Consider the following 14,749-nt stretch of genomic DNA (forward strand, 5'->3'; position numbering starts at 1 on the left):
CACAGAAACGGACCGGTGGCAACACCGGCACCGCGCTGTGGGCCGACTCAACCACCTCATGACCCAGCGTGCCCGACCGCCGCCGGTCGGATCAAGGGACCTGGTGACCAGATACAGGCATTTCAGGGCAGCGGCCTCGTTTGGAAAGTGCCCGCGGGCCCTCACTGCCCTGCGGTAGCGGGCGTTGATCGACTCGATCGCGTTCGTCGTGCAGATCACCCGCCTGATCTCCACGTCGTACTCCAGGAACGGCACGAACTCAGCCCATGAGGACTCCCAGAGCCGCACGATTGCCGGATATCGCTGGCCCCACTCGGCCGTGAACTCGGCGAACCGGTCCTTCGCCGCTTGCTCGGACGGGGCCGTGTAGACCGGCTTGAGCGCCTTGACGATCCCGTCGCGGTGCTGGCGGCCGGCGTAGCGGAAGCTGTTGCGGATCAGGTGCACGATGCACTGCTGCACCACCGTTCGCTCCCACGTGGTCGTGATCGCCTCCGGCAGGCCCTTGAGCCCATCACAGACAGCGATCAACACATCTTCGACGCCCCGGTTCTTCAGCTCGGTAAAGACCTGCAGCCAGAACCGGGCACCCTCGCCGCCGTCGCCGGCCCAGATCCCCAGGATCTCCCGCTCCCCGTTCACGGTGACGCCCATGACGACATAGAACGCGGTGTTGCGCACCTGCCCGTCACGGACCTTGACCACGACCGCGTCGACGAAGAGCACCGGATAGATCGGATCCAAAGGCCGGGCCGACCATTCGGCCAGTTCCCCGGCGACTTTCTCCGTGATGCGGCTGACGGTGTCTTTGGAGACCTTGGCCCCGTAGACCTCCTCGAAGTGTGCGGCGATTTCCCCGGTGGTCAGCCCGCGGGCGGAGAGCGAGAGCACGATCTGGTCGATCCCGTCCAGGCGCCGTTTCCGCTTGGGCACGATCACCGGCTCGAACGAGCCGTCCCGATCCCGGGGCACCTCGATCTCGACCGGGCCGATCTCGGTCAGCACGGTCTTGGGCCGGGTGCCGTTGCGCATGTTGGCTGCGATCGGCCTCTGGCCATGCTCGTGCCCGAGGTGCTCGGTCAGTTCCGCTTCCAGAGCGGTTTCCAGCACGTTCCTCGTGAGCTGGTTCAGCAGCCCGCCCGGGCCAACCAGGCTCACGCCCTGCTCCTTGGCCTGCGCGAGCAACCGCTCCGCAAGCTCCTTCTGATCGATGATCTCTCCCGTCACAGGATCGATCATCACCCCTTCCATCTCGGTCGTGGACTCTGACACGGCCGTCTCCTTTCGGATCAGGCCGGACCCTCACACACCGTTTTTCTTACAGTCCCCGAACTGACAGCAGATGCCCTCAAAAAGCAACGCAGAGGGCATCTGCTGCCAGTTCGCGCTTAAGTTCAGGAAGCTGGAGCGGTGGGCGAGGGGGACATGAGCTGGGCCGGGGTCAATTTCGCCCAGGGGGAGTCCGGGGCGCCCTGGATTGCGGCTTCCGGGCTGTCTCCCTGGGTCCACCACTTGGCCTCGAACGCGGATCCTTCGAAGAGAATGCGGTCGCCCTTGTGATAGATCGTCTCCGGCGCCCATGCCGGGAAAGTTCCCGCAGGCACGGTTGTTTTGGGGCTTGGCCTGTCTCCGGGCAGCACCGGACCCACGAGTTTCCACGGGGTGGCACCGCCCTGCAGAACGGGGTTGTCCGGGACGTCGGCGCGGGTCCACCATTTTGCCTCGTAGACGCTGCCGTGCCACACCACCCTGTCCGCCGCGGTGTAGGCGGCGTAGCTGCTCCACACCGGATAAGGGCTGGTTGCGGGATCGTCGGTGGTGGGCGTGGCACTGATTGAGGCAGTTGCAGTGGGCGATGGAGCCACAGCCGGCGTAGGCAGCCCTACATCATTGGCAAGCGTGGCGGAAAACAGTTGGGAACCCTGGACCACCCCGCTGCATCCGTCCGAAACCTTGCTCACATCCGGGTAGTTGGGGCTACACGTCCGGTCCCTGTTCATGGACCACATCGACAACCTACCGAGGCCCTTGTCCTTGACGAAGCTGTTCATGGTGGCGGCATCGTCGAGCGTGAATATTTCGCCGGCAATGTCGTTCTGGCCCACCATGACGGTCAGGCCGAGCTTGCGCCAAAGGGTTTCGCTGCCAAAGTCGGTTCCAGCGTTGCGGTAGAGGGCGGCGAGCTGTCCGTGGGCGGCATCCGCGGCTGATTCCGCGGCCCGGGACATGCTCCAGGCCGCTGGCTTGCTGGCGCCGAAATCCATCGTCATGATGTTTACGCCTTCCAGTTCGACGCCGCCCGCGAGGGTATGCGCCACGATGACCTGGCCTTGGCTCGTGAGGCCGTCCGGGTCGGCCGCAAGGGTGAGCCAGACGGCGAGGGGCTTGCCGCTGGCTTTGCGTTCCTTCTGAAGGGCGGCGATGGCTTGCGCACGTCGGTCGGCAGCGGCTATGTCGCCCAAGGCGGCGCCTTCGACGTCGAGATCCACCGTCGCGACGTCGTAGCGATCCACGATCTGCCGGTATGCGTCGGTCAGGGACTTCGTGTCCTTGCAGGAAACTGCGAGTTCGCTGTTGTTCATCCCGCCGAAGGAAACCGCCGGGGCCCCTCCAAGCTGGCGGAGCCGGGCGATCCTCCGGTCCAGATCGAGGTCGGAAGCTGCCTGGTCCGGGCTGTACGCCGCACCCCAGGACGGGGCACAGCCCTGCTTCGGATCGGCGACGACGAAGGACAGCACCACGGCCTTCGCGCTGGCCACGGCTGGATCTTCGAACGCGAACCGCGGCGTCGCCGTCACGTCCACATAGCCGGAAAACACCGAAGGCATGGAGGCCGCGGCGCTGACGTCCTGGACGTTGCGGAGTCCGAGGTAGCCCGCCGTGACCGCCGCCACCACGATGACGCAAAGGATGCCCAAACGCAGGACGGACAGCCGGCGGCCGGGAAAGCGTTTCGACACAGAGATACCCCCAGAGCATTGGAATAGGACTTCGCGGATGTCCGGGAAAGAACTCACTCCGGTGGTGGCTGCGCAGCTTGGCGTAGCATTTCCACGAGTCTTATCCCAACTACGCGTCGTTCGCCTATCATAGGGGCGCACTGTAGTGCGGGCCGTCACATTACGCCTGCATTGTGCCGCGCGTCCGCTGGGGGCGCACGGACGGCGAATGGGGATTCATGTCGGACCAGATCGTGCTGCTACGCCCCGATGACCAGGGAACCGCGGACGGGCAGTCTTCAAAAGCCCGGAAGCGTCAGTGGGGCGCGGAGAAACGCTCTGAACCGCTCTCGATCGTCCACCCAGCACCGTCGCGCCGAAAAATAGTCCTCGGCCGCGTCGGCGTCCTCACCACTGTCCTCGCCTGGCTCGGCTATGTGATCACGACCGTGCTCAAGCAGCTCGTGGACAACCCCGGCGCCGGATTCCGCTTCGGCGCCGAAACCCTCTCCTACTTGGTGGTGGTGTCCTTCCTGACGTTCTCGGCACTGATGTACCTCACCGCCCGCCAGGGCGCCCTGACCCGCTTTCGGGCCCACCGTCGGGTTCCCCGAGGGGAGCTCGACCGGCACTTCTTCGACTACTCCGAGGGCATCACCGTACTGATTCCCTCCTATGCGGAGGAACCGGAAGTAGTCCGCGGCACCATGTGGTCCGCGGTCCTGCAGGAATTCCCGGACCTCAGCGTCGTGCTGCTCCTCGATGACCCACCCTTCCCTGCAGACCCTGACGTGCTCCGCCGCCTCGAAGCCACCCGCGCGCTCGCCGGCCAGATCACGGAAACCCTCAAGGAACCAGCGGCGAGGGTCAACGCCGCCTACGCGAGGTACCGCCGTCGTCGTCGTGATCAAGAAGCTGAACTGGATGCGGGCACCGAAGTTGAGCGGCTCATCGCCGAATACCAATACGCCGCGGAATGGCTCGAAGCTATGGCCGAGACCGAGTCCGTCGAGGACCACGTGGACGAGTTCTTCGTCGATCTGGTCCTCATGGGCCTGGCCCGGGAACTGCGCCTGGTCATCCTGGCCCTGACGGCCGCGAACGCGCAGCGGACCTCGCCCGGCCCGGAACGCATCGCTGAACTGTACGCGCGGCTGACCTGGATCTTCAACGCCCGGGTGTCCACGTTCGAGCGGAAGCGATTCGCGAGCCTCTCCCACGAGGCCAACAAGGCCATGAACCTGAACGCCTACCTCTCGCTCATGGGCGGGACGTGGCACCCGGAACAGACGGCGGACGGCACCGTCTTGCGGCCCGCAGGAGTCGACGACGGCGATGTGCTGTCCGTCCCGGACACCACCTACGTCCTGACGCTGGACGCCGACTCGATGCTGCTGCGCGACTACTGCCTCCGCCTGGTTCATCTTCTCGAATCCCCGGGCAATGAAAAGGTAGCCGTCACCCAGACCCCGTATTCCTCCTTCCGCGGGGCACCGACCCGGATCGAGCGCATCGCCGGCGCCACCACGGACATCCAGCACATCCAGCACCAAGGCATGACCCAATACGGCGCCACGTTCTGGGTGGGAGCGAACGCCGTGATCCGCAAACGCGCACTGGAAGACATTGTCGAGATCTCGACGGTGGGTGGCTTTGAAGTCAGGACCTACATCCAGGACCGCACGGTCATCGAAGACACCGAGTCCAGCGTGGACCTTGGCAAGCACGGCTGGACCCTGGCCAACTACCCGGAGAGGCTCAGCTACAGCGCCACGCCGCCGGACTTCGGATCGCTCGTGGTGCAGCGACGGCGCTGGGCCAACGGCGGCCTGCTGATCCTTCCCAAACTCTGGGAACAGATCCGCAAGCGCCGTGGTCAGGCCCGGCCGGTCCTCTTCCGCGAGATCCTGCTGCGCGTCAACTACATGGCCTCCATCACCTGGGCGAGCTTCGGGCTGCTGTTCCTCCTCGCGTACCCCTACGACAGCCGCCTCCTCAGCCCCTTGGTCTTCCTTGCCGCCCTGCCCTACTTCCTGGCGATGGGCAGCGACCTGCGGGACTGCGGCCACCGGTTCAGCGACATCTTCCGGATCTACGGCTTCAACCTGGTGCTGCTGCCGGTCAATCTTGCCGGCGTCCTGAAGTCCCTCCAGCAGGCCCTCACGGGAGACAAGATCCCGTTCGTCCGCACCCCGAAGGTCAAGGACCGCACCGCGGCCCCGGCCCTCTATGTCCTGGCTCCGTACTTGATCGTTGCGTTCTCCTTGTTGACCGTCTGGCGCAACTGGCAACTTGGAAACTGGGGCAACGCCGCTTTCGCCGCCTTCAACGCCATCATGGCCGCCGGCGCGATCCGGGCCTACATCGGACTGGCCAACTCCGGAGTGGACATGTACCTTGGCGTGCTGAACTGGCTGTACGTCGAGCCCAAGAAGCCGAAGGCGCTGCCGCCGGCCATCATTCCCAAAACCCCGGAACAGGTCGACTGGGAGTCTCTGCTCTACCACGGTGACCGCCGCCTGAACCGGGACCTCCGCGGCAAGAACGACCGCCGGAAACGGGCCGGATCGGTGTAGGGCTACGCTGGCATAGGGCGTCGGCGTTCCGGCTCCGTAAGGGCATCCGGCTCCGCAAGGTCATTCGGAAGGGGCACAATGAATCCACTTGCAGTGGTATTGGGATCCACCGGCTATATCGGCGGACGGCTCGTTCCCCGATTGCTCGACGCCGGTTACGACGTCCGCGTCCTGGTGCGCCATGCGAACAAGCTCAGGGACGTCCCCTGGGCGGACCGTGTGAACGTAATGATCGGCGACCTCGAGGATGTCGACTCCTTGCGGGAGGCCTTTGCCGGGGCCGACGTCATTTACTACCTGGTGCACTCGATGGGTCCATCCGGCCAGCGGTCTTTTGAACAGACCGAAAGGCTCTGCGCCGGCAACGTAGCACGTGCGGCAGCCGACGCTGGCGCCGGACGGATCATCTACCTGGGCGGACTGCACCCGGAAGGAACGCTCAGCCGGCACCTCCAATCCCGCAAGGAAGTGGGCGACATTTTCCTAGCGGAACCGCGCGTGCCCGCGATCGTCCTTCAGGCCGGCGTCGTGATCGGTTCCGGTTCGGCGTCGTTCGAAATGATCCGGCAACTAACCGAAGTGCTGCCCCTCATGGTGGCCCCGCGTTGGGTGCGGAACAAAGTCCAGCCGATAGCGATCCGCGACGTGCTCTATTACCTGGTCGCGGCGGCCGGGCTCCCGGCTTCGCTCAACCGCACCTTCGACCTGGGCGGCCCGGACGTCCTCCCGTACGACGAGATGATGAACGGTTATGCCGCGGAAGCGGGCCTCCGGCGTCGTCCGGTGATTGCCCTGCCCGTCCTGACTCCATGGTTGGCATCCCAGTGGGTCAACCTCGTCACCCCCATTCCGCGGTCCTTGGCCGTGCCGCTGATCGGATCCCTGCAGCAGAACTGCGTGGTCGCGGAGCGGGACATCCACCAATACATCGATCCGCCTGAAGCCGGGCTGCTTGGATACCGTGAATCGCTTCGCCTGGCATTGGCGCGGGAGGCCGCCGGGGAAGTGGAAACCAGCTGGCAGAACTCGTCCGTCCGCGGTGCTCCAAGCGATCCGCTTCCCAGCGACCCGCAATGGGCCGGCCACCTGGTGTACCAGGACAACCAGCAGCAGCTCACGACGGCGACGCCGAAACAATTGTGGCAAGTCATCGAAGGCATCGGCGGGGACAACGGCTGGTACTCGTTTCCCCTGGCCTGGTCCGTGCGCGGCTGGATGGACAAGATCGTGGGTGGAGTGGGGCTCCGCCGCGGCCGGCTCAGTCCGACCCGCCTGAATACGGGGGACGCGCTGGACTTCTGGCGTGTGGAGCAGATCGACCGCGGCTCGCTGTTGCGCCTCCGCGCGGAAATGAAGGTCCCCGGGCGGGCCTGGCTGGAAATGCGCGCCGAAGAAGCCGAAGGCGGGGCGCTCTATCAACAAAGGGCGATCTTCTTCCCCAAAGGTCTGGGCGGACGCTTGTACTGGCTTGCGGTATTGCCCTTCCACGGCGTCATCTTCAAGGGAATGGCCAACCGAATTACGGCAGCGGCGGCGTCGATGGCGGACGACGATCCGGCCTTGCCTTAGCGGCCGGAACCATTCGCTGCCGCGACGTACACGGTTACGCCCAATTCTTGGATGTTATCCCGGGTGTCCCGCTCCAGTTCATCGTCGGTGACGACGGCGTCCAGTTGCTCGATCGGCGCGACCCGGAACTTCGCAAAGGTTCCGAACTTGGTGCTGTCCGCCAGCAGGAAGCAGCGCGACGCTGCCTCAAGAGCGGCCAGTTTCATTTCCACCTTGTCCATGGACGGCGTAGTGACGCCGCGAGAGAGGCTCCATGCGCCGGTGCTCATGAAGAACAGATCGATGTTGATGTGCTTGATGGCGTCGGCTGCCATGCGGCCTGAGCTTGAAGCGCTGGAAGCATCCACCACACCGCCGGTATGGATGGTCTCAACGTTGGGGTATGCGAATAAAGACGTGACCACGTAAAAATCGTTGGTGACCACGGTGATGTTCTTCCGGGCACCGAGATAGGGGACCACGGACTGGCAAGTTGTACCGGCGTCGAGGAACAAGACCATGTCGTCCTCAACGAACTGGGACGCAAGCTCGGCGATTGCTTTTTTCCGAGGCAGCTCTAGCTGAGCCCGTGATTCCCGCTCCCGTGGAGGTTCCTGGCTGGTCCTCTCCGCCAAACGCACGCCTCCCTGGACCGACAACACATGACCGGCATCTTCGAGGGCCGTAATGTCGCGCCGGATGGTCATGTGGGAGACGTTCATGGATTCCGTGAGGCTGCGGATGCTCAGCACTCCCTCGCGGCGAAGCAAGCGAAGAATCTCCTGATGGCGCTGCTCCGGGATCAGGGGAGGTGATGTTGACGAACTCAAGGTTGCTCCTTCGCGGTGACAACCCCATCTTAACAAGTTTTCACACAGTGTTCCGATTTGTGTTTGCCGCCGGAGTCGGGAACCTTCTTGATCGCCGCGGCCTTGCCTTAAACGGCCTTGCCTTAAACATCGACAAGTGTGAATATTTACGTGTGTCTATGTCCTTGCAGTTGACGCCCGTCGAGGCGGTGGCGTGTTGCTCGCCGCTGTCCCGGGAGCCCTTGTCTGAATCCGAAGCCGAAGGAATCGTTCCGCTGCTGAAAGCGCTGGCCGATCCGGTACGGCTGCGGCTGATGTCCTTGGTGGCGTCCCATGAGGGCGGCGAAGCCTGCGTGTGCGATCTGAACGACGCGTTTGAGCTGTCACAGCCGACCATCAGCCACCACCTGAAGGTCCTGCACGAAGCAGGTCTCCTGGAACGCGAAAAGCGGGGAGTCTGGGTCTACTACCGCGCCCGAACCGACGCGCTGTCCGGCCTGGCGGCCTTGATCGGGGGACAGGGCCAGTGAGCGTTCTGACACGGCGGGCCGTGGCGGAGTTCGTGGGTACTGCCTTCCTGGTCATGGCCGTGGTGGGGTCCGGCGTCATGGCCTCGCGACTGTCCCCGAACGACGTCGGACTGGAGCTCCTGCAGAACAGCGTCGCCACTGGCGCCGCGCTCGTGGCGTTGATCCTGGCGCTGCAGCCGGTCTCGGCATCCTTCAACCCGGTGGTCACTTTGGTGGAGCGCGCCCTGGGGATCCTGGATACGCCCACTGCGCTTGCACTGATCGCCGCACAGTTCGTAGGAGGCCTCGCCGGGACAGTGCTGGCCAACCTGATGTTCGGCCTCGACGCCGTGACGCTCTCCACGCATGAACGCGCCGGGGGAGGGCTGTGGCTCGGCGAAGTCATCGCGACCATCGGGCTGCTCTTGGTCATCTTCGGCACCATCCGTTCCGGACGCCCTGAGCGCGTGGCGTTTGCAGTCGGCGGCTACATCACGGCCGCCTACTGGTTCACCAGCTCCACCAGCTTCGCGAATCCCGCCGTGACCGTGGCCCGGACCATTACCGACACCTTCGCCGGCATAGCCCCGGCCTCCGTTCCGGTGTTCATCCTCGCGCAGTTGTTGGGCGGCGCCGTAGGGTTCTTCCTGATCCGTGCCCTGTACCCAGGCGTTACCGCGTTGCCTCCGTCTCTGTCAGCTCCCGCACCCGATCGAAAGGTCCTCTCATGAGCGCTGAAACCGTCAAGAAACCCTCCGTCCTCTTTGTCTGTGTCCACAATGCAGGCCGTTCCCAGATGGCTGCCGCCTTCCTCACGACCCTCGGTGAGGGCCGGATCGAGGTCCGCTCGGCGGGTTCCCAGCCCGCAGACAAGGTCAACCCTGCCGCCGTCGAAGCCATGGCCGAACTTGGCATCGACATGTCCGCCGAAATCCCCAAGATCCTCACCACAGAGGCCGTCAAGGAATCCGACGTCGTCATCACCATGGGCTGCGGCGACGAATGCCCGTACTTCCCGGGCAAGCGCTACGAGGATTGGGTCCTCGAAGATCCGGCCGGCCAGGGGATTGAAGCCGTCCGGCCGATCCGCGACGAGATCAAGACCCGCATCGAGGGCTTGATCGCATCCCTTAGCCCTGCTGCGTAGCGCGGAACGCAGGGAGAACTGGACAAACCGAGGACAGCATGGATTCAGTGAAGAACCTTCCCATTGCAGTGATCGGCGCCGGACCTATCGGCCTGGCCGCCGCTGCGCACCTCCTTGAACGTGGCTTGGAACCGGTGGTCTTCGAAGCAGGCCCGACGGCGGGGGACGCGATCGAACAATGGCGCCACATCCGCTTGTTCTCACCCTGGCGGTTCAACCTCGACGCCGCTTCCCTCCGCCTGCTCGATGCATCCGGGTGGGAGGCACCGCGCCCCACGGCACTCCCGTATGGCGGGGAGCTCATCGACAATTACCTTGCACCTTTGGCCGCCCTTCCTGCCATCGGCTCCCGCCTCCAGACGGGTGCCCGAGTTGTGGCGGTCACCCGTGCAGGCCTGGACAAGACCCACGTCAGTGACTGTGACACCACGCCGTTCGTTGTGCGGGTCGAGCACGAGGACGGCGAAATCCGCGACCACACCGCGGCAGCCGTCATTGACGCTTCAGGAACCTGGTCCACCCGCAATCCACTCGGCACCTCCGGCCTGCCCGCCATCGGCGAGAACGCGGCCGCTGAGCGGATCTCCTCGCCCCTTCCCAACGTAATGGGCCGGGACCGCGCCGCCTTCGCCCGCCGCCGTGTCCTCGTGGTGGGGGCAGGGCACTCGGCCGCGAACACCCTGATCAACCTCGCGGACCTCGCCAAGGAAGAACCCGGAACCACGATCCTCTGGGCGGTCCGGGGCGCCTCCGCGGAGAAGGTCTATGGTGGCGGCGACGCTGACGGTCTTCCCGCCCGCGGCCAGCTCGGATCCCGGCTCCGCCGCTTGGTCGAGGCCGGCACCATCGAACTGCACACCGGCTTCGGCATCCGCACCTTGAAATCCCTGGATACCCATGTGAGTGTCGAAGCCGCCGATGGCCGCACGCTCGACGCGGACGTCGTCGTGCCTTGCACCGGCTTCCGCCCCGACCTGGACATGCTCCGCGAACTCCGACTCAACCTTGACCCCGCCGTTGAAGCACCTACAGGGCTCGGCCCGCTGATCGATCCTGAATTCCATTCTTGCGGCACGGTTCCTCCGCACGGCGCGAGGCTTCTGGCGCACCCTGAGAAGGACTTTTACATCGTGGGCATGAAGTCCTACGGCCGGGCCCCGACCTTCCTGCTGGCCACCGGTTACGAACAGGTCCGCTCCGTCGCTGCCGCCCTCGCCGGAGACCAGACAGCCGCTGACACCGTCCAGCTTGAACTGCCCGAAACCGGGGTGTGCTCCACGGATGCCGGCGCCAGCTGCGACGTCCCCGTCACGAACACCACGGCATCATCGGAGGACGCCGGCTGCTGCGCGGCTCCCGAGCCGGTCCTCGTCGGGTTCCCCACCGGGCTGACCCACGGACGCTCGGGCGCAGCCTGATGCAAGAATCGGCGATCTCAGATGCAAGAATCACAAGCATGATCGAGTCAATCAAGACCCCGAGCGTCCTGTTCGTCTGCAGCAGGAACGGCGGAAAGTCCCAGTTAGCCGCCGGGCTCATGCGTGACCTTGCCGGAGACGCTGTCGCGGTTCATTCCGCGGGCACCAACCCATGCGAGGCACTGAATCCCGAATCCGTGGAGTCCCTGAGCGAACTCGGCATCGACGTCACCGGCGAGCACCCCAAACCGGTCACGAACGAGGTGCTGGACGCCGCCGACGTCGTGGTTGTCCTGGGCACCGAAGCCAAACTCGAACGCCACGGCACGGCCCGCGTCCTGACCTGGGAAACCGACGAACCCTCCGCTCGCGGAATAGAAGGCATGGACCGCATGCGCCTGGTCCGTGACGACATCAAGGACCGCGTCCAAAAGCTCTACGCCGAACTCGTGGAAAACTAGGCCCCCGGCGTTTCTTCGGCCGCCGATTACGGGACAGGCTCCTCCGCCTCGCACACGGCCTCAACCGGTCAACTCCTTGATAGTCACAAGCGGAGCCCGAGGCGCTTTCCGTGAAATCCCGACTAAACCGGGTCCAAGCGAAGGCTCGGAGACAAGTCTTCGCCTTATGCTGGCTGAATGGCACGTACTGCAAGAGAACGCATTGATGGCGATCCCGTTTCGTCGGGCGTTTACGGTGCCCTCCTCGATCAGATTTCTGCGCTTGACGGGTGTGAGCTGCAGGAGAACGCCTCGTCGTTCCATGTCGCTCACGGGCGCGCGTTTCTGGGGATCCATCCCCGCCGAGGCGGGATTCTGGTCAACATTGTTTTGGACCGGCAACTCGAATCTGATCGTGTGCACCGCGCCGAGCGTGTATCTGCTAACCGGTGGCATAACGAAGTCCTCCTGAAGGACCCTTCAGAGCTTGATGCTGAGATGCTGGCCTGGATCCGCGAAGGATATGCCCTCACTGCCTGAAACAGGATGAACGCAGGTTCGTTTCCGAGGGCATGAAGCTTTCGCGGGCCCTGCCCCACCGGACCAGATTTGGCCGGCCCGCCCGGGCCGAAAAACTTGACACGATCGGCGTTCCTTCGGCGGTCGATTGCGGGACACTTGAGCCATGGATCCGGGCCGGGAAGCAACCGTCGCCGAATACGGGCGTGCCTGTCTTCAGCTGAAAAGTTGGCTGGCGAACGCGACGCCATCGGATTTGAAGCGCAAGAGCAACGGGACCCGCTGGACCAACGAGGAACTGCTTTTCCACATGGTCTTCGGATACATGATCGTCCGGTCCCTCTTGCCCTTGGTCCGCGTCATGAGTCGCCTGCCCCGATCCTGGGGCAGGGGGTTCGCCGCCGCTTTGAACGCGGGAACCGGCCCGTTCGACTGGGTGAACTATTGGGGTTCCCGGGCGGCCGCCACGGTCTATGACCGGCACCGGATGGGCCGGAAACTCGAAAAGACGATCACGGTACTGGCGCACCGCCTCGAACGCGAATCCCCGGACTCCCTGGCCAGATCGATGCCTTTCCCGACCCGGTGGGACCCCTTCTTCACAGCTGACATGACGCTCGCGGATACCTATGCCTATGCCACCCGGCATTTCGACTTCCATGCGCAGCAGCTGAGCCTCCGGCCGCCGAAGTTTTAACAAGTTTTCACAGACTGTTCCGATTTGTGAATATTTGGGGTAATCTCTTAATCAATGTTAACCAAATTTGAAGTACTAGAGACCATCGTCCGCACCGGCGCCTTGCTGATTGCCCGCCTGGACAGTGCCGACGAGGCCTACCGCGTATCTGAAGCGGCCATCGAGGGCGGCATCCGTGCAGTGGAGGTCCCGTTGACTGTTCCCGGCGCCCTGGGAGTCATCGAGCGGCTCGCCGATAAATACGGGGACCAAGGCATTGTGATCGGCGCCGGTACCGTGCTCGACGCAGAAGCTGCTTTTGCGAGCATCTCTGCGGGCGCCCGGCTGTTGGTCAGCCCGCAGTTCAATCCGAAGATGATCGCTGCAGGAAACCGCTACCAAGCCGTCACTGCCAGCGGAGCGTTCACCCCCACGGAGGTCGTCAACACCCTCGAAGCCGGGGCGGACATCATCAAGCTGTTCCCCGCTGAACTGGGCGGGCCTTCATACGTCAAGACCATCCTGGCGCCCCTGCCGCAGGCACCCATCATGCCTTCCGGCGGAGTTGCGCCCGCGAATGTCGGCGCCTGGTTCGGCGCGGGTGTGACCGCCGTCGGCGTGGGAAGTTTTGTGACAAAGGCGGCCCGGAACGACGGCGACTACGGACTAGTCGCCCGCGCTGCGCAGACCTTCCTCACAGCGATCGACGAAGCCCGGCGCTAACCGAAGCCCGGCGCTAGCCGGCAAGCAAATCCGGCAGGAGCCGGCGAAAGCACAACCCGACAAAGACTGTCGGTCAGAACACAAAGGAGTGAGCTGCATGAGCCAAGCATCAGCAGATATAGACGCCACGGATACCAAGCCCCTGAGGCGCGTGAGAATCAGGTGGTACCTGGTAGCTCTGCTGGTCATCGGCGGGATCGTGAATTACCTGGACCGAAACAACCTGAGCATCGCGAACACCACGATTGCCAAGGAATTCGGCCTTAACGCCCTTCAGATGGGGTTGCTGCTTTCGGCGTTCTCGTGGCCGTACGCTATTGCCAACCTGCCTGCCGGCTACCTTGTGGACAAGTATGGTCCCAAGCGCATGTTCGCCTGGGCCGCCGGACTCTGGTCCATCATCTCGATGCTCTCCGCCCTCGCCAATTCCTTCGGCTTCCTGTACGCCGCCCGTGTGGCCTTGGGTATTTCGGAGTCCCCATTCTTCACTTCCGGGCTGAAGGTCGCCGACCGTTGGTTCAACAAGACCGAGCGCGCCCTGCCGGTCTCGATCGTCAACACCGGCTCGCAGATTGCCAACGCCATCGCCCCTCCGCTGCTGACCTTCCTGTTGCTGACCATGAGCTGGCGCGGCATGTTCATCGTCATCGGCGCACTCGGCGTGATCGTCGCCCTCGTGTGGCTCCGCGTCTACCGTGACCCCACGCTCAAGGAACAGTTCCTCATCAAGGGTGCCGAGTTCGAAGAGCAGTCGAAGCCCAAGGAAAAGCAAGCCGGCTGGGGCGAACTGCTCAAGCAGAAGAACACCTGGTTCATGGTCCTGGGCGCGTTCGGCATCTTCTACACAGTGTGGGTCTACCTCACCTGGTTGCCGAGCTACCTGCAGACCGCCCGTGGCTTCAGCCTCAGCCAGAGTGGCTGGCTCGCGGCCCTGCCGTTCCTCTGCGGCATCATTGGTGTGCTGACCGGCGGCGTGATCTCCAGCAGGGCCATCCGCCGCGGCATTCCTACCGTCACCGCCCGCAAGCTCCCGATCGTCGGAGGCGCGCTCCTCGCCGCCGCAGCCGTCCTGCCCGTTGCCTATGTTGATAACTCCGCACTGGCTATCGTCCTGCTCTCTGTCGGTTACTTCGCCGCCCAAGTGCCGATCGGTGTCCTCTGGACGCTGGCAGCGGACATCGCAGAACCCTCCCAGGTGGCTTCCTTGGGTGCCATCCAGAACTTCGGCGGCTTCCTCGGTGCGGCACTCGCTCCGATCGTCACTGGCTTCATCCTTACCGAAACCGGCGGCAACTACACCCTGGTCTTCCTGATTGGCGGAGTCCTGCTGGTGGTGGGCGCACTCTCCTACGGCTTCTTCGTTAAGGACCGCCGGACCACAGTTTCGGCCTAGCCTCGGCGCTGTGGCGGGGACGGCAACAACGCCTACCCGCCACAGCCCTTGA

General features: G+C 64.2%; 14 protein-coding genes. 11 read left to right on the forward strand and 3 right to left on the reverse strand.

Annotated elements, in window-relative coordinates; all coding sequences use genetic code 11:
- Both QRN51_RS16470 and QRN51_RS16475 read right to left on the reverse strand, forming a co-directional pair.
- Nucleotides 1-1,239 (reverse strand): IS256 family transposase (locus QRN51_RS16470; protein WP_284991065.1); only part of this gene is annotated, 1,239 nt, incomplete at its 3' end.
- Between the two features lie 155 nt (nucleotides 1,240-1,394).
- A complete protein-coding gene (locus QRN51_RS16475) occupies nucleotides 1,395-2,960 on the reverse strand; it encodes a chitinase (RefSeq protein WP_284990924.1) in 1,566 nt (521 codons plus the stop codon).
- A 218-nt stretch (nucleotides 2,961-3,178) separates the two neighbouring features.
- On the opposite strand from QRN51_RS16475, the gene QRN51_RS16480 reads away from it, so the two are divergent.
- Both QRN51_RS16480 and QRN51_RS16485 read left to right on the forward strand, forming a co-directional pair.
- Nucleotides 3,179-5,515 carry a glycosyltransferase family 2 protein gene (locus QRN51_RS16480; protein ID WP_284990925.1) on the forward strand — a complete coding sequence of 779 codons (2,337 nt, stop codon included), beginning with the start codon at nucleotides 3,179-3,181 and terminating at the stop codon, nucleotides 5,513-5,515.
- Between the two features lie 78 nt (nucleotides 5,516-5,593).
- Entirely contained in the window at nucleotides 5,594-7,084 is a 1,491-nt protein-coding gene (locus QRN51_RS16485) for an SDR family oxidoreductase (RefSeq protein ID WP_284990926.1), read from the forward strand.
- On the opposite strand, the gene QRN51_RS16490 is transcribed toward QRN51_RS16485, so the two are convergent.
- Nucleotides 7,081-7,893 (reverse strand): DeoR/GlpR family DNA-binding transcription regulator, encoded by an 813-nt coding sequence (locus QRN51_RS16490; RefSeq protein WP_059387214.1) that lies wholly within the window; start codon nucleotides 7,891-7,893, stop codon nucleotides 7,081-7,083. The genes QRN51_RS16485 and QRN51_RS16490 overlap by 4 nt on opposite strands.
- A 158-nt stretch (nucleotides 7,894-8,051) precedes the next feature.
- On the opposite strand from QRN51_RS16490, the gene QRN51_RS16495 reads away from it, so the two are divergent.
- From QRN51_RS16495 to QRN51_RS16535, 9 genes are all read left to right on the forward strand, one after another.
- Entirely contained in the window at nucleotides 8,052-8,402 is a 351-nt protein-coding gene (locus QRN51_RS16495) for an ArsR/SmtB family transcription factor (protein WP_284991066.1), read from the forward strand.
- Nucleotides 8,399-9,112 (forward strand): aquaporin, encoded by a 714-nt coding sequence (locus tag QRN51_RS16500; RefSeq protein ID WP_284990928.1) that lies wholly within the window; start codon nucleotides 8,399-8,401, stop codon nucleotides 9,110-9,112. The genes QRN51_RS16495 and QRN51_RS16500 overlap by 4 nt, the downstream gene beginning before the upstream one ends.
- Nucleotides 9,109-9,528 (forward strand): arsenate reductase ArsC, encoded by a 420-nt coding sequence (locus QRN51_RS16505; protein WP_284990930.1) that lies wholly within the window; start codon nucleotides 9,109-9,111, stop codon nucleotides 9,526-9,528. The genes QRN51_RS16500 and QRN51_RS16505 overlap by 4 nt, the downstream gene beginning before the upstream one ends.
- A gap of 38 nt (nucleotides 9,529-9,566) precedes the next feature.
- Complete coding sequence (locus tag QRN51_RS16510) at nucleotides 9,567-10,946, forward strand: NAD(P)-binding domain-containing protein (RefSeq protein WP_284990931.1); 1,380 nt, start codon at nucleotides 9,567-9,569, stop codon at nucleotides 10,944-10,946.
- A gap of 38 nt (nucleotides 10,947-10,984) precedes the next feature.
- Entirely contained in the window at nucleotides 10,985-11,407 is a 423-nt protein-coding gene (locus tag QRN51_RS16515; RefSeq protein ID WP_284990932.1) for an arsenate-mycothiol transferase ArsC, read from the forward strand.
- Between the two features lie 177 nt (nucleotides 11,408-11,584).
- The gene (locus QRN51_RS16520; protein WP_284990933.1) at nucleotides 11,585-11,926 is read left to right on the forward strand and encodes a DUF5655 domain-containing protein; all 342 of its coding nucleotides are present in this window, start codon (nucleotides 11,585-11,587) and stop codon (nucleotides 11,924-11,926) included.
- 145 nt (nucleotides 11,927-12,071) lie between these two features.
- Entirely contained in the window at nucleotides 12,072-12,602 is a 531-nt protein-coding gene (locus tag QRN51_RS16525) for a DinB family protein (RefSeq protein WP_284990934.1), read from the forward strand.
- Nucleotides 12,603-12,656: 54 nt separating this feature from the next.
- Complete coding sequence (locus QRN51_RS16530; protein WP_284990935.1) at nucleotides 12,657-13,304, forward strand: beta/alpha barrel domain-containing protein; 648 nt, start codon at nucleotides 12,657-12,659, stop codon at nucleotides 13,302-13,304.
- A 97-nt stretch (nucleotides 13,305-13,401) separates the two neighbouring features.
- The gene (locus QRN51_RS16535) at nucleotides 13,402-14,697 is read left to right on the forward strand and encodes an MFS transporter (protein ID WP_284990936.1); all 1,296 of its coding nucleotides are present in this window, start codon (nucleotides 13,402-13,404) and stop codon (nucleotides 14,695-14,697) included.
- Nucleotides 14,698-14,749: the final 52 nt, after the last annotated feature.

The sequence above is a fragment of the Arthrobacter sp. efr-133-TYG-120 genome, assembly GCF_030209785.1.
GTDB lineage: Bacteria > Actinomycetota > Actinomycetes > Actinomycetales > Micrococcaceae > Arthrobacter.

Excerpts from the sequence above, each read along its gene's own strand:
- QRN51_RS16480 (WP_284990925.1), top strand. The coding sequence starts at position 3,179 with ATGTCGGACCAGATCGTGCTGCTACGCCCCGATGACCAGGGAACCGCG.
- QRN51_RS16485 (WP_284990926.1), top strand. The coding sequence starts at position 5,594 with ATGAATCCACTTGCAGTGGTATTGGGATCCACCGGCTATATCGGCGGA.
- QRN51_RS16495 (WP_284991066.1), top strand. The coding sequence starts at position 8,052 with ATGTCCTTGCAGTTGACGCCCGTCGAGGCGGTGGCGTGTTGCTCGCCG.
- QRN51_RS16505 (WP_284990930.1), top strand. The coding sequence starts at position 9,109 with ATGAGCGCTGAAACCGTCAAGAAACCCTCCGTCCTCTTTGTCTGTGTC.
- QRN51_RS16510 (WP_284990931.1), top strand. The coding sequence starts at position 9,567 with ATGGATTCAGTGAAGAACCTTCCCATTGCAGTGATCGGCGCCGGACCT.
- QRN51_RS16515 (WP_284990932.1), top strand. The coding sequence starts at position 10,985 with ATGATCGAGTCAATCAAGACCCCGAGCGTCCTGTTCGTCTGCAGCAGG.
- QRN51_RS16520 (WP_284990933.1), top strand. The coding sequence starts at position 11,585 with ATGGCACGTACTGCAAGAGAACGCATTGATGGCGATCCCGTTTCGTCG.
- QRN51_RS16525 (WP_284990934.1), top strand. The coding sequence starts at position 12,072 with ATGGATCCGGGCCGGGAAGCAACCGTCGCCGAATACGGGCGTGCCTGT.
- QRN51_RS16530 (WP_284990935.1), top strand. The coding sequence starts at position 12,657 with ATGTTAACCAAATTTGAAGTACTAGAGACCATCGTCCGCACCGGCGCC.
- QRN51_RS16535 (WP_284990936.1), top strand. The coding sequence starts at position 13,402 with ATGAGCCAAGCATCAGCAGATATAGACGCCACGGATACCAAGCCCCTG.